Source organism: Rhizobium sp. RCC_161_2, assembly GCF_041355235.1.
Taxonomy (GTDB): domain Bacteria; phylum Pseudomonadota; class Alphaproteobacteria; order Rhizobiales; family Rhizobiaceae; genus Rhizobium.
In genome coordinates this window covers 212,413-230,621 of record NZ_JBFUPL010000007.1, presented here as the reverse complement: position 1 = coordinate 230,621, position 18,209 = coordinate 212,413, and the positions used below count along the sequence as shown (strand labels likewise).

Sequence of the window (18,209 nt, the reverse complement as noted above, 5' to 3'; positions counted from 1 at the left end):
GCGGCGCGAGTTTCTTCGGGTAGCGAACAAGGTGCGCCGCCCGTTTTGCATAAACGAGGTAAATGGGCACACCGATTGGAGCAACCACTGGAGCGAAGTCTCACTCCAGCGGAAGCTTCAAGCGCTGGACGCGGAGGAAATAAGCGATGCTTGGTACCATTTTACTCATAGTAGTGATTCTCATGCTGATCGGTGCATTCCCGAGCTGGGGCTACAGCCGAAGCTGGGGATATGGTCCATCCGGCGGTCTCGGCCTCGTTCTTGTCATTGTTCTCATTCTATTGCTGATGGGCCGGATCTGATCGGGCTGATAACGTTGAAAACCTCATCATACCAGGGAGCAAATACCATGAAAAAAATCATCGTCGCGATCGCCATCGTGGGCGCACTCGCATCATGCAGTGCCACGGAGAGAGGCACGGCCATCGGCGCCGGAACCGGCGCAGTCATCGGCGGTGTTGCCACCAATAGCTGGGGTGGTGCCGCAGTCGGCGCCGTGGCCGGCGGTGTTGTCGGCAACCTCATCGGTCGCTCTCATGAGCGCCGCGGCTATTGCGTCTACCGCGACCGCTACGGCAGCCGCTACGAGGCTCGCTGCCGCTAAGGCAGTGACAGGCTAAGACAGAGTTCACGGACGGCCGTCAGCACTTTGTTGACGACCGGCCGTGAAAGTCAAATGGTCATGCCGAAAACTTCGAACCGGAATTTTCTGGCGAATACAAGCACCCGCGCCGATCGCGTAGGGATGGGTCAACGTTTTTGAAAAGGGACGGACACCATGATTGCAATCATCGCAGGCATTGCAGCGCTCGCTCTCGTCGGTACCAGCTTCGCCGCACTGATCCACGCTTCGCGGGTGCGGGACAGGGAAATGCGCCGGATGGTGTTCAAGCCCGTGATCCTGGAATTCAAACCCAGGCAACAGCGCTCCGGGAATTCAGGCCGGAACTGATTGCCGGACACTCCCGACAATCAGCCAATACATTATTTCCGTCAGCTCAAACGACGAACTGGCCGCCATTGGCGCTGATCGTCGATCCCGTGATGAAACCGGCATCATCAGCGGCAAGGAAGACGACGACGCGTGCGATCTCTTCCGGTTCACCCAACCGTCCCACGGGGATCTGCGGGATGATGCGCTCGTTCAGCACCTTTTCCGGCACCGCAAGCACCATTTCCGTGCCGATATAGCCGGGGCAAATGGCATTGACGGTGATGTTCTTGGCCGCCCCTTCCTGCGCCAGCGCCTTGGTGAAGCCGAGATCGCCGGCCTTGGCGGCGGAATAGTTCGCCTGGCCCATCTGGCCCTTCTGGCCGTTGATCGACGAGATATTGATAACACGCCCGAAGCTGCGGTCGCGCATGCCCTGCCAGACATGATGCGTCATGTTGAACAGGCCGGTGAGATTGGTATTGATGACCTCGTTCCATTGCTGCGGCGTCATCTTGTGGAACATGGCGTCGCGGGTAATGCCGGCATTATTGACGAGGATCTCGACGGGACCGAGCTCCTCCTGCACCTTCGCGATGCCCTTGCCGCAAGCCTCATAGTCAGTCACATCCCATTTATGGACGGAAATGCCCGTCACCTCATGGAAAGCGCGCGCCTTTTCCTCGTTGCCGGCATAGGTTGCCGCGACCTTGTAGCCGGCATTGCGCAGCGCCATCGAAATCGCTGCTCCGATGCCGCGCGTCCCACCCGTCACCAACGCCACTCTGCTCATGTTCCACTCCCCATTGTTAATGCAGAGACTGGACGACCGATCTTCGGGTCGCCCGCCCCGCCTTCATCGTTTCTTCTGGAAAATTATTCGAAACCGTCTTGCGCGGCGCTGACGCGCGAAACGCCTCAGAGCGCCTCGAAGCACATGGCAACACCCATGCCGCCACCGATGCAAAGTGTCGCGAGACCCTTCTTGGCGCCCCGGCGCTTCATCTCGAACAGCAGCGTGTTGAGAACACGGGCGCCGGACGCGCCAATCGGATGGCCGATGGCGATCGCGCCGCCGTTGACGTTAACGATCGACGTATCCCAGCCGAGATCCTTGTTGACGGCGCAAGCCTGGGCGGCAAAGGCCTCGTTGGCCTCGACAAGATCAAGTTCGCCGACAGACCAACCTGCCTTTTCCAGCGCCTTGCGCGAGGCCGGGATCGGGCCGGAGCCCATGATCTTGGGATCGACGCCCGCCGTTGCCCAGGAGACGATGCGCGCGAGCGGCTGGATGCCGCGACGCGAGGCTTCCGCCTCGGACATCAGGACGGCAGCAGCAGCGCCGTCATTGAGGCCGGAGGCATTGCCCGCAGTCACCGTGCCCTCCTTGTCGAAGGCAGGCCTGAGCTTGGTCATGCCGTCCAGCGTCGCACCATGGCGGATATATTCATCGGTATCGACGATAATGTCGCCCTTGCGGGTCTGGATCGTGAAGGGAACGATCTCATCCTTGAACCGCCCGGCCGTCTGCGCAGCCTCGGCCTTGTTCTGGGAAGCGACGGCGAACTGGTCCTGTTCCTCGCGCGACAGCTGCCACTGGCGGGCGATGTTCTCCGCCGTGATGCCCATGTGATAGCCGTAGAAGGCATCGGTCAGGCCGTCCTTGATCATCGTATCGACCATCTTCATGTCGCCCATCTTGGTGCCGGCGCGAAGATGCGCGGCATGCGGGGCCATCGACATGGACTCCTGGCCGCCAGCAACGATGATCTTGGCATCGCCCGTGGCGATCTGCTGCATGCCGAGCGCAACGGCGCGCAAGCCAGAGCCGCAAAGCTGGTTGACGCTCCAGGCGGTCGCTTCCTGCGGGATACCGGCCTTCATCGCGGCCTGACGGGCCGGGTTCTGCCCTTCGGCCGCCTGCAGCACCTGGCCGAGAATCACTTCATCAACGTCCGCGGCTTCGACGCCGGCGCGCTCCAGCGCGCCCTTGATGGCGGCAGCACCGAGCTCATGGGCCGGAACAGCCGCAAAAGCGCCGTTGAAGGAACCAACGGCGGTGCGGGCAGCACTGGCGATGACGATGGATGGATTGCTCATGGAAGCCTCCTCACAGGATGAACATATATGAGGCGAAACTGTCAAAGCTTTGCGCCCGAGTCAAACTGCAAGACGGCGGTTGCCCATATTTCATCCAACCCGTCACCACCAACGAAAAATACAACCAGTAGAAAGGGCTTGCCGCATCGCACAAAGCGATTGTCACCAAGCTTCTTTTGCGTCTACACTTGGTAATGGAGGAGTATTCCATACAATCAGACGGGGTCAGGAGACTGAGTAATGGCAAAGAATGAGGGCCAGATCGTAATCAAGAAATACGCCAATCGCCGCCTATACAATACCGGCACCAGCACCTACGTGACCTTGGATGACCTGGCGGAAATGGTGAAAAAGGGAGAGGAATTTACCGTTCAGGATGCAAAAAGCGGCGAAGATATCACGCATTCGGTCCTGACGCAGATCATTTTCGAACAGGAATCAAAGACCGGAAACACGCTCCTGCCGATCTCCTTCCTCCGGCAGCTGATCGGCTTTTACGGCGATCAGATGCAGATGGTCGTGCCGAGTTTCCTCGAGCACTCCATGCGCTCCTTCACCGAGCAGCAGGTGCAGATGCGCGAACAGATCAACCGCGCCTTCGGCGAGACGCCGCTCGTCAAGAACCTGCAACTGCCGATCCAGATCGTCGAGGAACAGGTGCGCCGCAACACCGAAATGTTCCAGCAGGCCATGCAGATGTTCTCGCCCTTCATGAAGCCGCCGGCAAAGGAAAGCCGCAAGGCGGAAGCAAAGGACATCGACGAGTTGAAAGAACAGCTCCGCGCGATGCAAAGCAAGCTGGATAGCTTGTGAGATAAGGTAGCGTGGGGAAAACTGCTTATGAATTCGCGGAGAGTGCTCACCCCCTCTGTCACTGACGTGACATCTCCCCCACAAGGGGTGCGATTGGTAATTCGCGGAACTCTCTCGCCTCAAGCAAACATCGAATCCGCGGAAACTGCAGTTTGTTAGCTTGAAGACAACGGACGGCACACTCCCAACGATCTCCCCCCTTGTGGGGGAGATGTCACGAAGTGACAGAGGGGGGTATCACAGGCGCGGCAGATCAACAGGCCGCTTTTCTTGCCCCCATACATCCCGATCAAAACAGAAAAAGGCCGGCGAAACGCCAGCCTTTAATCTCACCCTTTAAGGGAGCGCTTAGATTATGCGCTTTCCTTCGGCGTCAGAACCTGACGGCCACGGTACATGCCGGTCTTCAGGTCGATGTGATGCGGGCGACGCAGTTCGCCGGAGTTCTTGTCTTCAACATAGGTCGAAGCCTTCAGCGCATCAGCCGAACGGCGCATACCGCGCTTGGACGGGCTCGTTTTTCTCTTCGGTACAGCCATTTTCGTTACTCCACTTTGCGGACGAAACATGTCAGCGGCCAGCCAGGCGGCCGAAACAGACATGGATCAATTTCGGAATTTGGTGGGGCTTATACATACCTTGCAGGGCTTTGACCAGTCCCTCACAGCATTTTTTGCCCGCGCCGCCGGATTCAGATGGATTGAGGCCGAATCGGCGATCAAGCCTCGTCCACCGCCACGATCCACGTCTCATCAAGCGCCGCCTTTTCCCACTTCTGCCAGGCGGGCAGCGCTTTCATCGCCGCCATGTAGTCCAGCGTGTCGGCGGAGCTGACGAGGTCATAAATCTCGAAGCGGTTGACGACCGGCGCAAACATCGCGTCGGCCGCGGAAAACGTGCCGAACAGGAAGGGGCCGCCGGAACGGTCCCGCGCCTCGCGCCAGATTGTCTCGATGCGCGCCACGTCGTCCATGACACCCTGCGACAGATCGAGCCGGCCGACGGGGCGACGCATGTTCATCGGGCAGGCGCCACGCAGGGCACTGAAACCGGCGAGCATCTCCATGCTGTAAGACCGGGCAATCGCACGCGCCTGCCGGTCGCTGGGCCAGAGCCCCACTTCAGGAAAAAGCTCGGCCGTATATTCGATGATCGCCAGCGATTCCCAGACCTTGAAGCCGCCATGAGCCAGCATCGGCACCTTGCCCGTCGGCGAGACAGCGCGGATATCAGGATTGCCGGCCTCGAAATCAAAGGGGATCAGCACCTCCTGGAAAGGGACGCCGCAACCCTCCAGCGCGATCCATGGCCTGAACGACCATGAGGAATAGTTCTTGTTACCGATATAGAGGGTCAGTCTGTCCATGGCTCGTCCCTTTTAGTCCTCGAAAGGCCGGCGGGCGCAGTTCGAGCGGCGTCATAATTCCAGCCGAAAATGCCAGATGTCGGTCATGCAATCGAACGACAAGTTCTGATATCAGTTATAAAGGCATTTGATGTACTCACCGGAATTCGCCGCCCGGCGCTGGATCAGCGAGGCGAGCTGACGCAGCCCGCGTCCGGGCTTGCTTGCCACCCGGTCGATCGGATTGGGCAGGGAAACGGCGAGAAGGGCCGCCTGACGCGCGTTGAGTTTCGAGGCCGGCACCTTGAAATGATAGCGCGCGGCCGCCTCGATGCCGTAAATGCCCGGCCCCCATTCGGCGATGTTCAGATAGACTTCCATCATCCGCCGCTTCGACCAGACGAAGGAGGAGGACACGGACAGCGGCAGTTCCATCGCCTTGCGCACGAACGAGCGGCCGTTCCAGAGAAAGAGATTCTTCGAGGTCTGCATCGGGATCGTGCTGCCGCCGCGCGTCGATTGGCCCTTCAGCGTCTGCTGCGCGAGCGCACGCATCTCACCCCAGTCGACACCGCCATGAAAGCAGAACTGCCCGTCCTCGGACGCCATGACCGATCGCACCAGCACCGGCGATATCTCGTCGAACGAAACCCATCGGCGGTCATACCCTTGAAAGGTCACGGCATCGCGCAGCATCAGGGTCGAAACAGGATGGACGAAGGGTAGGGCGTAGAAGATGATCAGCAGATAGGGCAGCAGCAGCAAACCGACGACGGCGAGAACGATGCGCTGCGCGAGCGGACGGGCCATGAACCGCGCGACGAGGGTCGGCCGTCGTGGCATCTCGGCTTCCTCCTCGCTGTCCGTCGATATGTCCAATTGCCGAAGGTCCACCATTGCCCCATCCCGGAACATCCCTTGCACATTCGAGGAACGCGGCGGGAATGCTCCAATCGTCATACCGTCTACATAAAGCGATGACCAGAGTGCGACGAGATTCCCTCCCCGGCTGTTGACAATTCCCGTTGCCAGCGACCGGCACTCATGCCAAACAGCGGCCATGGACAGCACCACCTCCTCCTTCGAACATCGCCTCAGGGACAATGCCGGCAAGGTCGAGGCTGTCCTCGGCCAGCTTCTCGCCGATGCCAGCCTGGACGGTGAGATCATCCGCCCTACCCGCCTGCTCGAGGCGATGCGTCACGGTGTGCTGAATGGAGGCAAGCGGCTGCGGCCCTTTCTGGTGGTGGAGACAGCCGCACTTCTCGGCGGTAATAGCGATGCGGCGCTGCGGATCGGTGCGGCGCTCGAATGCGTTCACTGCTATTCGCTGGTGCATGACGACCTGCCGGCCATGGACGACGACGATCTGCGCCGTGGCCAGCCGACGGTGCACATCGCCTTCGACTATGCGACCGCGATCCTTGCCGGCGACAGCCTGTTGACCTATGCCTTCGACATCATCGCCGCGCCGGAAACCGACCTGCCGGCGGACCGGAAGATGGAGCTTGTGCTGGCGCTGTCGCGCGCGGCCGGCATCGGCGGCATGGCCGGCGGCCAGGCACTCGATCTCGCCGCCGAGAAGGTGACACCGGACGAGCAGGGCATCACCACGCTGCAGGCCATGAAGACCGGCGCGCTGATCCGCTTTGCCTGCGAAGCCGGTGCCATCCTGGCGGGTGCTCCGGCCGGAGACCGCCAACGGCTGCGCAGCTTCGGCGAAAAGATCGGCCTTGCTTTCCAGCTTGCCGACGACCTCCTCGACCTCACCGCCGACGCCGCCACCATGGGCAAGGCGACCGGCAAGGATGCCGCCCGCGGCAAGGGCACGCTGGTGGCGCTACACGGCCGGCAATGGGCCGAGACGACGCTTGCAAGCCTGGTGACCGAAGCGGCGGACTTGTTGTCCGGTTACGGCGACAAGGCGGATGTGCTGGTGGAAACGGCGCGGTTCGTGGCGAACCGCAAGAACTAAGCCTTCGCGTCAAGCGCTTCCGGATCGCCGGACATGTCTCCATGACAAGAAATCGCGCGGAAAACGGGTGACCTCCAGGCGTTTCCATGGCAAATATCGTCGCCTGAGACCCCCCGGAGCCATCCCATGCATGAGGCGCTTGCCTACCTGCCGCAGATCCTGCCGGCCTATATCGCCTATATCATCGCTGTCGTCAGCCCAGGTCCGGCGATCATGGCCATCATCGCCACATCGATGACCCACGGCCGCAAGTCGGGCATGGCGATCTCGCTCGGCATCTTCGGCGGCTCGCTAACCTGGGCGACCGCTGCCGCCGCCGGGCTTGCCACCCTGTTGCAGACCTATGCGGTGGCGCTCGAGGTTTTGAAGATCTTCGGCGGGCTCTATCTGCTCTATCTCGCCTACAAGGCCTTGCGCGCTGCCCGCACGACCGGCGACTTGCAGGCGGCCGTGACGGACGCAAAGACACCAAGCTACAGGTCGCTGATCCTGCGCGGCTACGGCATCCACGTCACCAATCCGAAGGCGATCTTCGCCTGGCTCGCCATCATCGCGCTCGGCATGCCACAGGGCGCGCCCGCCTCGGTCGCCGTGCTGATCATCACCGTCTGCGGGGCAACCGGCTTTGTCGCCTTCATGGGCTATGCGCTGCTGTTCTCGACGCCGCATGCGCTGAAGATTTACAGGAGTGCGCGCCGCTGGATCGAGGGCGCCATGGCCGGCTTCTATTGCTTCGCCGGCATCAAGCTGCTGACCAGCAACATCTGAGCAATTTGGCGGCGGATCACTCCGCCGCGACGCTCTTCTGGCCGAAACGCTTCTCGATATAGTCGGCAACCAGCGCCTCGAAGTCGGAGGCTATATTCGGGCCGCGCAGCGTCATCGCCTTCTGGCCGTCAATGAAGACCGGAGCCGCCGGCGTTTCGCCGGTGCCGGGCAGCGAGATACCGATATCGGCATGCTTGCTTTCGCCGGGCCCGTTGACAATGCAGCCCATGACGGCAACGTTGAGCGCTTCCACACCCGGATATTTGTCGCGCCAGACCGGCATGTTCTTGCGCAGGTCGTTCTGGATGTTCTGTGCCAACTCCTGAAACACGGTCGATGTCGTGCGGCCACAGCCGGGACAAGCAGCGACAACAGGCACGAACTGGCGGAAACCCATGACCTGCAGCAGTTCCTGCGCCACCTGCACCTCGCGGGTGCGGTCACCATTCGGCTCCGGCGTCAGCGAGACGCGGACGGTATCGCCGATGCCATGCTGCAGCACATAGCCCATGGCGGCCGAGGAGGCGACGATGCCCTTGCTGCCCATGCCCGCTTCGGTGAGGCCGAGATGCAGCGCATGATTGGAGCGCTCTGCGAGCATGGAATAGACGGCGATCAGGTCCTGCACCTGGCTGACCTTGGCCGAGAGAATGATGCGGTTGCGCGGCAGGCCGATTTCCTCGGCGAGATCGGCCGAGATCAGCGCCGACTGCACGATCGTCTCGCGCGTCACCTGGCGGGCCGAGAGCGGCGAGCCGGCTTCGGCATTCTTGTCCATCAGCGCCGTCAGCAGATCCTGATCGAGCGAGCCCCAGTTGACGCCTATGCGAACCGGTTTGTCGTAGCGGATCGCCATCTCGATGATCTCGGCGAACTGCTTGTCCTTCTTGTCCTTGAATCCGACATTGCCGGGATTGATGCGATATTTCGCCAGGGCCTCGGCGCAGGCCGGATGGTCGGCCAGGAGCTTGTGGCCGATATAATGGAAATCGCCGATCAGCGGCACGTCCATGCCGAGCCGCAGCAGCCGTTCGCGGATCTTCGGCACGGCCGCGGCACTTTCGTCGCGGTCGACGGTGATGCGGACCAGCTCCGAGCCGGCCTTGAACAGGGCCGCCACCTGCGCCACCGTCGAATCGATATCGGCGGTATCGGTATTGGTCATGGACTGCACGACCACGGGCGCGCCGCCGCCAACGATAACGCCGCCGACATCGACGGCAACGGAGGAACGGCGCGGCTTCGGATCAAAATCACTGGCGGACGACATGGAGAACTCTCGTTAGCCTCGGGTAATCGGTGCCTTTCAGGTGGATCACGAAACGGTCGTTGTCAACCGCTTCGAATATCACTTTCTCGGCCTGGAACATGACCATAGCAGGTCAAGACGGCCGAATTAATGCGAACTCTGGCCGATGCCGTCGGCATAGCGCGCCAGCGACGACAGCGCCAGCACGACAAGCAGCAGCACCGGCAGCGCCAGCAGCACCGGCGAGAAGCCGACATGCTCGGCGGCGAAACCGATCGCCGATGGCGCCACCAGCATGCCGGAATAGCCAAGCGTGGTGACGACCGAGATGCCGATGCCCGGCTGCAGGCCCGGAATATTGCCGGCAGCTGAAAAGGCGATCGGCACCATGTTGGAAATGCCGATGCCGCAGAGCGCGAAGCCAATGATAGCCAGCTCCGCATTCGGCGCCAGCGCCGCGATCACCATACCGACAATGGCGAAAACCGTGCAGACACGTAGCGTCTTGACGGCGCCTAATTGGTCGCGGACGAAATCGCCGGCAAAGCGCATCGCCGCCATGGTCAGCGAGAAGGCGGCAAAGCCAAAGCCTGACAGGGTGACTGACGCAGCCTTTTCCTGGCTGAGATAGAGCGCGCTCCAATCGAGCACCGCTCCCTCCGGCATCATAGAGAACAGTGCCATCATGCCGAGCAGCCAGGGCAGCGGGATCATCGGCAACCGCGCCTTCGGTTTCGCCTCGTCCGGATGCGGTTGGTCGCCGAGGATCATCGGCCATGCCACAGCCAGGATGAGGATGGAAAGGACGGTGACGACCTCGGCGTGACCGAGGTAGCCCAGATGCGAGATCAGGAAACCGCCGATCGCCGCGCCGAGCAGACCACCTAAGCTCCAAAAGGCATGGCAGGACGACATAATCGCCCGATGCATGGATTTTTCCACTGAGACGGCATTGGCATTCATCGCCACGTCCATGGCGCCGATGAAGCCGCCGAACAGGAAGATGACGATCGCGGCGGTCCAGACGCTTTCGACAACGGTCAAGGCGAGCAGCATCGGCACGAGCAGCACCGCGAAGGCCTTGACGACGATCTTCGAGCCCCGCCCGGCGATCTGCGCGCCGGCGATCGGCATCATCACCAGCGAACCGACACCGAAGACCAGGATCATCAGGCCGAGTTCGAACTTGCTCAGTTGCAGCCGCTCGGCAAATTCCGGAATCTTCGGCGCCCAGCAGCCGACGCTGAAGCCATTCATCAAAAACAGCAGCGAGACGGCCGCGCGCGGTTTTGTGAAGAATCCGCTCCTGCGTGCCTGTAAACCCTCAGACTGCATCATATCATTCATGAAAAATCCCCCAAATCGGTGCCGCCAAGATATTTAAATCGATTGAAATCGCAATATCCGAAAACAGGCGCACCGGTCACGTTTCATCACCATCTGTTAAAACGTAGGCAATGGAGCCACAACCACGAATAAATATTTCCAACCCGATCCGCCCCGTTCATATGGCCTATTGACGACGAAAAGGTAGGCTCCTATCGCTTGAGGCCTGAAAGATTCCTCGACTGCTTCGCATCGGCCTTTCCCCTTGGTGCTCTAGTGAAAAACCCCATCAGCTACGGCATTCTGCTTACGGCGTTCGGCTATATGCTATTCACTGCCCATGACTCGGCGGTGAAATTGCTCGTCGTCACCATTCCGGTCTGGCAGGTACTCTTCCTTCGAAGCTGCGCTATCCTTGCGGGCTGCTTCGTCTATGAAGGACCGTCCCTGGTGCGCAAGGTGGCGCGCTCGCCGGTCGTCAAGCCGATGATCGTGCGCAGCATGCTGCTGCTGGTCGCCTGGATCTCCTATTATTCGGCCGCCCAATATCTCCAGCTCGCCGAGGTCACCACTCTCTACTATGCCGCCCCGATCGTGGGCACTATCCTTGCGACCATCGTGCTTAGGGAAAAGGTCACCGTCGCCCGCTGGATGGCGGTCGGTGTCGGCTTCTGCGGCGTGGTGATCGCTTCCAATCCGGTGGGAGTGTCGATCTCCTGGCCGGTCTATCTGGCCTTGCAGGCTGCCGTTCTCTGGGCGACGGGCATGGTGCTGCTGCGCAAGACCGCGCTGCATGAAAAGAGCCACATCCAGATGGCCGTCTCCAACATCATGCTGATCCTGATGACGGGCACGATGGCGATCCTGCACTGGAAAACGCCGACGACCTACGAACTCATCCTGCTCTGCAGCACCGGCATCTTCGCCGGCATCGGCCAACTGGCGCTGTTCGAAGGCATGCGCCAGGCCCCGGTCTCGGTACTGGCGCCGTTCGAATATACCTCGCTCGTCTGGGCCTTTGGGCTCGGCTATCTCATCTGGGGCGACGTGCCCAAGATCAACACCGTTCTCGGCGCCGCCCTGATCCTCAGCGCCGGGCTGATTATTATCTTCAGCGAACGGCGGCGGCGGGTGTCGGTGGTTTGAGGCGGGGCGCGTAGTATGATTGTTGGGAGCTACCACGCACTGCCGCATCGGGCTGCTGTATGTAACATAAGGCAACAATTGCCATCACCGCGAATGGCAATTATGGTCCGTAATCAGAAATTGTCTTAAAAAATCTGACAGTTTTTGATGCTTGGGGACAGCAATCAATAAGCGGATTCCAACTATGCCCTATTATACGCGCATCCTCACTCCCAGTCGCAAACCTATACCTTCCTCTAAGCTCGGCGACGCAATTCGACCTCTCGGACGGTAGCCTTGCTAAGGTTGAAGTCGAGGACTTCAAAGGTGAAATTGCCGAATGCAAACCGACATCCGCTTCCGAATGGCTTTGTCAGTACCTTTCATCAGTCGAGACCATCTATGCTTTCCAGATATTTGTAGATGTCAACGACAGTGGCGGCTCGGAAATCGTCGGAACGCTGCGTAACAAAATCTGGGGTACTGTGGGAGGCATAATACAGGCCGACGGAGAAGGTTTTTCCAATGAAGACGGTTATCATATCCTCTGGCAGTTTTCAGACAGAGTAACGGGCGATTGGTGGATGGCGACGTTATGCGAAGGCCATTGGAAAAAATTCAAGATTGATCTGGGAAATGATTTGCACCGCTCAGCCTTTCAGTCAGGTGATGTCCCGGCCGGTGTGCAGTCGATAGATTAGATGGCTCGTCTGGGCCCTGCGGCTTCGCCCCGCTCTCCACACTAGAATCACCGCCACCTTCACTCCCAACACCGATCCTATCGTCAGCGAACGTAAAGCTCGGTGTGTGCTGGCTGTCCAGCTAGCGAACATAGCCACAGCCGCCACCCCCTCATCGGAATCTCCGATGACACCATCGTTTTTCTCCGTTTTCCCTCCCCCCACCTCTCTGCCAAGTCTTTGCCCACAACCACCACCTTCGGGAACAAAAGACATGGCACTTGCAGACATCGCGAATTCACGAATCCTCATCGTCGGTGGCAGCTCCGGAATGGGCCTGGCGTTGGCAAAATGCGCGCTTGCTGCCAGCGCAGAGGTGATCATCATCGGGCGGAACGAGGACAAGCTTCGGCGCGCCGGCGCGGAGCTGCAAAGTCCGGCCCTCTCCACAGTCGCGGTCGATATCACGCAGGAAGCGCAGGTCATCGATCTGTTCGAGCGGGTCGGCCGGCTCGATCATATCGTCAGCACCGCCGCCGATATCGAGGGCGCCTATCAGTTGCTGCCGGCGCTGGACCTGAAAGCCGCGCAACGGGTGGTGGAGAGCAAATTCTATGGGCCGTTGCTGCTTGCCAAATATGGTGCGCCAAAGCTCTCACCCAAGGGCTCTATTACCTTCACCTCGGGCATCGCGGCCTATCGCCCATCGGCGCGCGGCTCGATCGTTGCCGCCGTCAATGCGGCGCTCGAGGGGCTGGTACGGGCGCTTGCGGTCGAGCTGGCGCCGATCCGCGTCAATGCCGTTTCGCCCGGCTGGGTCGACACCCCCATCTGGACATTCGTCGCCGGCGACAGGAAGGACGAGACGCTGGACGCCATGGCAAAGCGGCTGCCGGTCGGGCGTGTCGGCCAGCCGGAGGATATCGCCGATGCTATCACCTATCTGATGGGCAACGGCTTTACGACGGGGACGACATTGCATGTCGAGGGCGGACATCGGCTGATCTAGCCGGCGCAAAATGGTCGCTGGCGGCCGCCAGCAACAATCGCAACGCTGGCGGCTGCACGCGCCGCCGCCGCCAGATCATCACCAGCGAGACCGTTTGTGTTGGCCCCGGCCATGGCAGCTCGCTGATCTCACCGCGATCGAGCGCCTCGGCAACCGCAAGGCGCGGCACCAGCCCGATACCGGCGCCAGCCGCCACAAGACGCGCGATGGCGCCGATGCTGCCGACCTCGGCGGCGGGCTTCGGCGCCACCATACCAGCTTCGGCGAATGCCCGGTCGAACATGGCCCGATAGGCACAGCCGACTTCGGTCGTCAAAAAATCCATCGAGGCAAGCTCGGCCAAATCCGGCTTCCTCGTCGCGAAGTTGGCCGCAGGGGCTGTCGCAAGGATCAGCGGCTCGGTGGCGATTGCGCGGCTGATGAAACGCGCGTCCAGACCACCCCGATCGAAGCAGAAAGCGATATCGATCTCGCCGGCCTCAAGCTTTCGCAACAGATCGCCGCTGCCGGCCACTTTCAGCCGCAGACTGATATCGGGATGGTCGCTCTGGAACGTGGATAGCCATGCCGGAAGCTTGACGGCGGCAATCGTCTCCAACGCGCCGATCGTCACCGATCCGGCCTCATGCCCGGCGGTTGCCGCCACCGCCGCCCGCGCTTCATCCGCCAGCGCCAATAGTTCCTGCGCATAGGAGACCAGCGTCTCGCCCGCCGACGTCAGTTCCAGCCCCTGTTTCGAGCGGGTAAAAAGTGCAGCACCCAGCTCGGCCTCCAGCGACTGCATCTGGTCGCTGACGCTCGATTGCGCCAGATGAACCTCCTCGGCCGCCCGCGTGAAGCTTTTGCTCCGGGCAACCGCGAGGAATGTCGTGAGAAGTCGAGGATGCATCGGGACGCGCCGCGTTGGTTTGGGGCCTGGCACCACAGCATCAAGATGACGAGGGTCGCCCATTACCGGGAACGCTGCCACATCGCCGATATCGCCGTCAACAAGCCCGGCCTCCCCGACCGGGCTCGGCGGAATGCGATCTATATCCAGAGATCGTTCTCAGCGGTCCTCTCGCCGCCCTCATGGCCGGTATTCAACGTGCCGCGTGGTTCGATCAGCATCATCCGGACTTCCTTCTCCGCGAAAGGCTTGTGCTCCACGCCCTTCGGAACGACGAACATCTCGCCGGGTCCGATATGAACGGCGCCATCGCGAAAATCGATCCGCAACTGCCCCTCGAGAACGATGAAGGTCTCGTCCGTTTCCGGATGATCGTGCCAGATGAAATCGCCCTCGATGCGGACGAGCTTGAACTGATAGTCGTTCATCTCGGCAACGACGCGAGGCTGCCAGAACCCCTGAAGCTTTCCAAGCTTCTCCTGGAAATTGATAGCTTGCCTGGTCGATGCCGCGCTTACGTCTGTCATGGTCTTCCCTTTCGGATACAGGAAGGGTGGTTATGAACGGCAGCCCCGGATCGATCTTGAACGATTGTGCAAAAGGGCAGACCGGTTGGCAAAGCTATCGAATCCACCAGCTCTTGAGAAAAATATTCGCAATTGCCGATTTCTTTCGCAGTTTTCTACGCTTTCCCGCTCCGATTTTTCTGCGATGTATGCAACATTGATTGCAACACGTTCCAGAAACGGAAGAAAACGATGAACTGGTTGAAGACCGTTGCCGCCGCCGCCCTCGTGCAGGCCGCTTTCCTTTTGCCCGCCCATGCCGGCGACAATCTCAAGGCGATCCAGGACGCCGGCGTGCTGAAGGTCGGCACGGAAGGCACCTATGCGCCCTTCACCTTTCATGACGCAAGCGGCAAGCTCGTCGGCTTCGATGTCGAGATCGCCGAGGCCATCGCTTCCAAGCTCGGCGTCAAGGCCGAGTTCCTGGAAGGCAAATGGGACGGCCTGATCGCCGGCCTCGACGCCAAGCGCTACGACACCGTCATCAACGAAGTTGGCGTCACCGATGCTCGCAAGCAGAAGTATGACTTCTCCGACCCCTACATCGCCTCCAAGGCCGTCCTGATCGTCAAGGAAAGCAACACCGACATCAAGGATTTCGCCGATCTCAAGGGCAAGAAGTCCGCACAGTCGCTGACCAGCAATTTCGGCAAGCTCGCTCAAGCATCCGGCGCCGAACTCGTCGGCACCGATGGTTTCGACCAGTCGATCCAGCTTGTGCTCACCGGCCGCGCCGACGCCACCATCAACGACAGCCTGTCCTTCCTCGATTTCAAGAAGCACAAGCCCGACGCGCCGGTGAAGATCGTCGCCCAGCAGGCCAATGCCGATTTTTCCGCCGCCATCATCCGCAAGGGCGAGCCGGAACTGCAGGCCGCCATCAACAAGGCGCTGGCCGACATCAAGGCTGACGGCACCTATGCCAAGATCTCCGACAAATACTTCGGCCAGGATGTTTCGAAGTAAGTGGGAATAGGCAGAAACGCCAAATTGTGAAAAAGATGCGTCCGGGGCCATCCCCGGACGTATTTTATTATGGAAAGGTCGCTTCTCCGTGGAGCACTGGTTGCAATTGATGTGGGAGTCGCTGGGCACGCTGCTTTGGGCGGGGCTCGTCTTCACTATCCCGCTCACCCTGATCACCTTCGTTCTCGGCCTGCTGCTAGGCCTCGTCACCGCCGTGACAAGGCTGTTCGGCCCAAAGCCACTTGTCGCGGTCGCGCGCTTCTATGTCTGGGTGATCCGCGGCACGCCGCTTCTGGTGCAGCTTTTCGTCATCTTCTACGGCCTGCCGAGCATGGGCATCCTGCTCGACGCCTTTCCGGCCGCCGTCATCGGCTTCACGCTGAACGTCGGCGCCTACTCGTCCGAGATCATCCGCGCCGTCATCTCCTCCGTGCCGAAAGGCCAGTGGGAGGCCGCCTATTCCATCGGCATGAACTGGCGCCAGGCGATGAGCCGCACCATCTTGCCGCAGGCGGCCCGCGTCGCCGTGCCGCCGCTGTCGAACACCTTCATCTCGCTGGTCAAGGACACCTCGCTTGCCGCCGCCATTACCGTGCCGGAGCTGTTCCAGGCCGCGCAGCGCATCGTCGCGACCACCTATGAGCCGCTGATCCTCTATATCGAGGCCGCCATCATCTATCTCGTGCTCAGCACCTTCCTCTCGACGCTGCAGGGCTATCTCGAACGTCGGTTCGCGCGCTCCGGCGGCATGCTGGAGGCGCGGACATGATCGAACTGTCACACATCGAAAAGCGCTTCGGCGACAGCGTCATCCTCAAGGATATCAGCCTGACCATTCCGGAAGGCACGGTGACGGCGCTGGTCGGCCCTTCCGGCGGCGGCAAGAGCACGCTTTTGCGCTGCATCAACCTTCTGGAAATCCCGACCGCCGGTACGATCCGCATCGGCGAGGTGAGCACCACCTTTCAGCCGGGCAAGAAGACCGCCTGGCCGGACATCCAGAAGATCCGCCGCCAGACCGGCATGGTCTTCCAGAATTTCCAGCTCTTTCCGCACAGGACCGCCATAGAAAACGTCATGGAGGGCCTGACGACCGTGCTGCGCTGGCCGGCCGACAAGGCCCACGCCCGCGCCGTCGAGCTTCTGACCAAGGTCGGCATGGCGCACAAGATCGACGCATGGCCCTCGACGCTCTCCGGCGGGCAGCAGCAGCGTGTGGCGATCGCCCGCGCGCTCGCCCCCTCGCCCCGCGTGCTCCTTTGCGACGAGCCGACCTCGGCGCTCGATCCGGAACTGGCCGCCGAAGTCGTCGATGTTCTCGGCAAGCTCGCCAATGAAGGCACGACCATGGTGATGGCGACGCACGACCTGCGCCTCGCCTCGAAGATCGCCACCAGTGTCGTCTTCCTCGAAGCCGGCAACATCGTCGAAACCGGCCCCTCCCGCACCATCTTCGGCGCCCCTCAGCAGGAGCGGACAAAGCAGTTCATCTCGACGCTGAATGCCGGGCATAGCTACGATATATGAGGGCAGACATCCGACGCTTTACCGGAGGTTCGGTTACGAGATCGACCGGATAACTCGCAACAGCCCAGCGACGGGGCAGGAGCGATAGCCGAGTGTCTTACGCCGGCACGATCTGGTAGCCCTCTGAGGCCCGTTCTACGCGGCCGAAACCGGTGATATGGCCGCCGGCGACAATCCAGCCTTCGCGGACGGCATGTTCCAGCGTAGCCTGACGCGTTCGTACTGCCATCTCGGGGTCGATATCGTAGATCAGGCCGATCTTCGGATCGCCGGGTTGAAGGTCTTCCAGATGCAAGGTGTCGCCCCAGATCAGGAGATCCTTGTCCTCGGCGTCGATCCGATCGCCGCCACGCACCAGATAGCCGGTGTGGCCGGGGGTGTGACCCGGCAGAGGGCGGGCCTCTATGCCGGCGAGCACTGGACCATCAGGAATCTGCCGGACTCGGGACCCATAGACGCGGACAAGCTGCTCAGCCACCTTGAAGCCACCGCGGCGCGCCTCAGGTGTTGCCTCTCGAGCGGCCGGATCGGTGAAAAAGGCAAAATCCCTGGCCGGCACGACTATTTCGGCATTCGGGAAATACGGGGCGTCTCCGTCGAACAGGCCGAGCGCATGATCGCCGTGGATATGGGTCAGCAATATCAGCCGTATCTGGTCCGGCGTGATGCCGGCGTCATGCAATGCCGATCGCGCATAGCCGTATTTTGGTCCCCACGCGGTACCGGCGCCGGCGTCCACGAGAATAATGCCGTCGGCGCTACGCAAGGCAAAACAGTTTACATCCACCTGAAGCATCGGCTTGCCCAACGCCGCGATCGCGCCCTGCCGTGCAACGCTGCCGTCCGCATGGATCAGCACCTCTGCCGGCGCTTCGAAGACGCCGTCGCGCAAAAGGATAACGTCATACTGCCCGAAATGCCGGAGACTGTCTGTCATTGA

21 protein-coding genes are annotated in these 18,209 nt (G+C 60.9%); 11 read left to right on the top strand and 10 right to left on the bottom strand.

Features of this window, described 5'->3' with window-relative positions; genetic code table 11:
• Positions 1–146 precede the first annotated feature (146 nt).
• From AB6803_RS19480 to AB6803_RS19470, 3 genes are all read left to right on the top strand, one after another.
• Positions 147–302: a DUF3309 domain-containing protein gene (locus tag AB6803_RS19480; RefSeq protein WP_371110426.1), complete on the top strand. Its 156-nt coding sequence runs from the start codon at positions 147–149 to the stop codon at positions 300–302.
• 47 nt (positions 303–349) lie between these two features.
• Positions 350–604: a YMGG-like glycine zipper-containing protein gene (locus AB6803_RS19475; protein ID WP_007692297.1), complete on the top strand. Its 255-nt coding sequence runs from the start codon at positions 350–352 to the stop codon at positions 602–604.
• A 174-nt stretch (positions 605–778) separates the two neighbouring features.
• Positions 779–952, top strand: a complete 174-nt coding sequence (locus tag AB6803_RS19470; protein ID WP_371110425.1) for a hypothetical protein — start codon at positions 779–781, stop codon at positions 950–952.
• A 46-nt stretch (positions 953–998) separates the two neighbouring features.
• Here AB6803_RS19470 and phbB read toward each other — a convergent pair whose 3' ends face one another.
• Together phbB and AB6803_RS19460 are read right to left on the bottom strand one after the other, a co-directional pair.
• Complete coding sequence (gene phbB, locus AB6803_RS19465) at positions 999–1,724, bottom strand: acetoacetyl-CoA reductase (RefSeq protein WP_371110424.1); 726 nt, start codon at positions 1,722–1,724, stop codon at positions 999–1,001.
• A gap of 125 nt (positions 1,725–1,849) precedes the next feature.
• Positions 1,850–3,031: an acetyl-CoA C-acetyltransferase gene (locus AB6803_RS19460; RefSeq protein WP_371110423.1), complete on the bottom strand. Its 1,182-nt coding sequence runs from the start codon at positions 3,029–3,031 to the stop codon at positions 1,850–1,852.
• Positions 3,032–3,271: 240 nt separating this feature from the next.
• Between AB6803_RS19460 and phaR the strand changes: the two genes are divergently transcribed.
• Positions 3,272–3,844, top strand: a complete 573-nt coding sequence (gene phaR / locus AB6803_RS19455; protein ID WP_371110422.1) for a polyhydroxyalkanoate synthesis repressor PhaR — start codon at positions 3,272–3,274, stop codon at positions 3,842–3,844.
• Positions 3,845–4,197: 353 nt separating this feature from the next.
• On the opposite strand, the gene rpmF is transcribed toward phaR, so the two are convergent.
• The 3 genes from rpmF to mtgA form a co-directional block, all read right to left on the bottom strand.
• The gene (gene rpmF, locus AB6803_RS19450; protein WP_006724402.1) at positions 4,198–4,383 is read right to left on the bottom strand and encodes a 50S ribosomal protein L32; all 186 of its coding nucleotides are present in this window, start codon (positions 4,381–4,383) and stop codon (positions 4,198–4,200) included.
• A 179-nt stretch (positions 4,384–4,562) separates the two neighbouring features.
• Entirely contained in the window at positions 4,563–5,210 is a 648-nt protein-coding gene (locus AB6803_RS19445; protein WP_371110421.1) for a glutathione S-transferase family protein, read from the bottom strand.
• A gap of 111 nt (positions 5,211–5,321) precedes the next feature.
• Complete coding sequence (mtgA, locus tag AB6803_RS19440) at positions 5,322–6,068, bottom strand: monofunctional biosynthetic peptidoglycan transglycosylase (protein ID WP_371110539.1); 747 nt, start codon at positions 6,066–6,068, stop codon at positions 5,322–5,324.
• A gap of 181 nt (positions 6,069–6,249) precedes the next feature.
• On the opposite strand from mtgA, the gene AB6803_RS19435 reads away from it, so the two are divergent.
• The gene (locus tag AB6803_RS19435; protein WP_371110420.1) at positions 6,250–7,164 is read left to right on the top strand and encodes a polyprenyl synthetase family protein; all 915 of its coding nucleotides are present in this window, start codon (positions 6,250–6,252) and stop codon (positions 7,162–7,164) included.
• Between the two features lie 126 nt (positions 7,165–7,290).
• On the top strand, positions 7,291–7,932 hold the full coding sequence (locus AB6803_RS19430) for a LysE family translocator (protein ID WP_371110419.1): 642 nt from the start codon (positions 7,291–7,293) through the stop codon (positions 7,930–7,932).
• A gap of 16 nt (positions 7,933–7,948) precedes the next feature.
• Here AB6803_RS19430 and ispG read toward each other — a convergent pair whose 3' ends face one another.
• Both ispG and AB6803_RS19420 read right to left on the bottom strand, forming a co-directional pair.
• Positions 7,949–9,202, bottom strand: a complete 1,254-nt coding sequence (ispG, locus tag AB6803_RS19425; protein ID WP_371110418.1) for a flavodoxin-dependent (E)-4-hydroxy-3-methylbut-2-enyl-diphosphate synthase — start codon at positions 9,200–9,202, stop codon at positions 7,949–7,951.
• A 126-nt stretch (positions 9,203–9,328) separates the two neighbouring features.
• The gene (locus AB6803_RS19420; protein WP_371110417.1) at positions 9,329–10,528 is read right to left on the bottom strand and encodes an MFS transporter; all 1,200 of its coding nucleotides are present in this window, start codon (positions 10,526–10,528) and stop codon (positions 9,329–9,331) included.
• Between the two features lie 255 nt (positions 10,529–10,783).
• Between AB6803_RS19420 and AB6803_RS19415 the strand changes: the two genes are divergently transcribed.
• Together AB6803_RS19415 and AB6803_RS19410 are read left to right on the top strand one after the other, a co-directional pair.
• Positions 10,784–11,653: a DMT family transporter gene (locus tag AB6803_RS19415; protein WP_371110416.1), complete on the top strand. Its 870-nt coding sequence runs from the start codon at positions 10,784–10,786 to the stop codon at positions 11,651–11,653.
• A gap of 933 nt (positions 11,654–12,586) precedes the next feature.
• A complete protein-coding gene (locus tag AB6803_RS19410; protein WP_371110415.1) occupies positions 12,587–13,321 on the top strand; it encodes an SDR family oxidoreductase in 735 nt (244 codons plus the stop codon).
• On the opposite strand, the gene AB6803_RS19405 is transcribed toward AB6803_RS19410, so the two are convergent.
• A complete protein-coding gene (locus tag AB6803_RS19405) occupies positions 13,272–14,210 on the bottom strand; it encodes a LysR family transcriptional regulator (RefSeq protein WP_371110414.1) in 939 nt (312 codons plus the stop codon). The two genes, AB6803_RS19410 and AB6803_RS19405, sit on opposite strands and share 50 nt — an antisense overlap.
• A gap of 140 nt (positions 14,211–14,350) precedes the next feature.
• Complete coding sequence (locus tag AB6803_RS19400) at positions 14,351–14,737, bottom strand: cupin domain-containing protein (RefSeq protein WP_371110413.1); 387 nt, start codon at positions 14,735–14,737, stop codon at positions 14,351–14,353.
• Positions 14,738–14,968: 231 nt separating this feature from the next.
• On the opposite strand from AB6803_RS19400, the gene AB6803_RS19395 reads away from it, so the two are divergent.
• The 3 genes from AB6803_RS19395 (at position 14,969) to AB6803_RS19385 (ending at position 17,269) form a co-directional block, all read left to right on the top strand.
• On the top strand, positions 14,969–15,742 hold the full coding sequence (locus AB6803_RS19395) for an amino acid ABC transporter substrate-binding protein (RefSeq protein WP_037219427.1): 774 nt from the start codon (positions 14,969–14,971) through the stop codon (positions 15,740–15,742).
• An 88-nt stretch (positions 15,743–15,830) separates the two neighbouring features.
• Positions 15,831–16,511: an amino acid ABC transporter permease gene (locus AB6803_RS19390; protein WP_371110412.1), complete on the top strand. Its 681-nt coding sequence runs from the start codon at positions 15,831–15,833 to the stop codon at positions 16,509–16,511.
• Complete coding sequence (locus tag AB6803_RS19385) at positions 16,508–17,269, top strand: amino acid ABC transporter ATP-binding protein (protein ID WP_371110411.1); 762 nt, start codon at positions 16,508–16,510, stop codon at positions 17,267–17,269. Before AB6803_RS19390 ends, AB6803_RS19385 begins: the two co-directional genes overlap by 4 nt.
• Before the next feature lie 97 nt (positions 17,270–17,366).
• On the opposite strand, the gene AB6803_RS19380 is transcribed toward AB6803_RS19385, so the two are convergent.
• Positions 17,367–18,206 carry an MBL fold metallo-hydrolase gene (locus tag AB6803_RS19380; RefSeq protein ID WP_371110410.1) on the bottom strand — a complete coding sequence of 280 codons (840 nt, stop codon included), beginning with the start codon at positions 18,204–18,206 and terminating at the stop codon, positions 17,367–17,369.
• Between the last annotated feature and the right edge of the window lie 3 nt (positions 18,207–18,209).

What these genes read in the sequence shown, in the direction of transcription:
- AB6803_RS19385 (WP_371110411.1), top strand. Translation starts at nt 16,508, where the DNA reads ATGATCGAACTGTCACACATCGAAAAGCGCTTCGGCGACAGCGTCATC.
- ispG (WP_371110418.1), bottom strand. Translation starts at nt 9,202, where the DNA reads ATGTCGTCCGCCAGTGATTTTGATCCGAAGCCGCGCCGTTCCTCCGTT.
- phbB (WP_371110424.1), bottom strand. Translation starts at nt 1,724, where the DNA reads ATGAGCAGAGTGGCGTTGGTGACGGGTGGGACGCGCGGCATCGGAGCA.
- rpmF (WP_006724402.1), bottom strand. Translation starts at nt 4,383, where the DNA reads ATGGCTGTACCGAAGAGAAAAACGAGCCCGTCCAAGCGCGGTATGCGC.
- AB6803_RS19435 (WP_371110420.1), top strand. Translation starts at nt 6,250, where the DNA reads ATGGACAGCACCACCTCCTCCTTCGAACATCGCCTCAGGGACAATGCC.
- AB6803_RS19475 (WP_007692297.1), top strand. Translation starts at nt 350, where the DNA reads ATGAAAAAAATCATCGTCGCGATCGCCATCGTGGGCGCACTCGCATCA.
- AB6803_RS19400 (WP_371110413.1), bottom strand. Translation starts at nt 14,737, where the DNA reads ATGACAGACGTAAGCGCGGCATCGACCAGGCAAGCTATCAATTTCCAG.
- AB6803_RS19460 (WP_371110423.1), bottom strand. Translation starts at nt 3,031, where the DNA reads ATGAGCAATCCATCCATCGTCATCGCCAGTGCTGCCCGCACCGCCGTT.
- AB6803_RS19430 (WP_371110419.1), top strand. Translation starts at nt 7,291, where the DNA reads ATGCATGAGGCGCTTGCCTACCTGCCGCAGATCCTGCCGGCCTATATC.
- AB6803_RS19480 (WP_371110426.1), top strand. Translation starts at nt 147, where the DNA reads ATGCTTGGTACCATTTTACTCATAGTAGTGATTCTCATGCTGATCGGT.
- phaR (WP_371110422.1), top strand. Translation starts at nt 3,272, where the DNA reads ATGGCAAAGAATGAGGGCCAGATCGTAATCAAGAAATACGCCAATCGC.
- AB6803_RS19380 (WP_371110410.1), bottom strand. Translation starts at nt 18,206, where the DNA reads ATGACAGACAGTCTCCGGCATTTCGGGCAGTATGACGTTATCCTTTTG.
- AB6803_RS19420 (WP_371110417.1), bottom strand. Translation starts at nt 10,528, where the DNA reads ATGAATGATATGATGCAGTCTGAGGGTTTACAGGCACGCAGGAGCGGA.
- AB6803_RS19395 (WP_037219427.1), top strand. Translation starts at nt 14,969, where the DNA reads ATGAACTGGTTGAAGACCGTTGCCGCCGCCGCCCTCGTGCAGGCCGCT.
- AB6803_RS19445 (WP_371110421.1), bottom strand. Translation starts at nt 5,210, where the DNA reads ATGGACAGACTGACCCTCTATATCGGTAACAAGAACTATTCCTCATGG.
- AB6803_RS19470 (WP_371110425.1), top strand. Translation starts at nt 779, where the DNA reads ATGATTGCAATCATCGCAGGCATTGCAGCGCTCGCTCTCGTCGGTACC.
- AB6803_RS19410 (WP_371110415.1), top strand. Translation starts at nt 12,587, where the DNA reads ATGGCACTTGCAGACATCGCGAATTCACGAATCCTCATCGTCGGTGGC.
- AB6803_RS19405 (WP_371110414.1), bottom strand. Translation starts at nt 14,210, where the DNA reads ATGCATCCTCGACTTCTCACGACATTCCTCGCGGTTGCCCGGAGCAAA.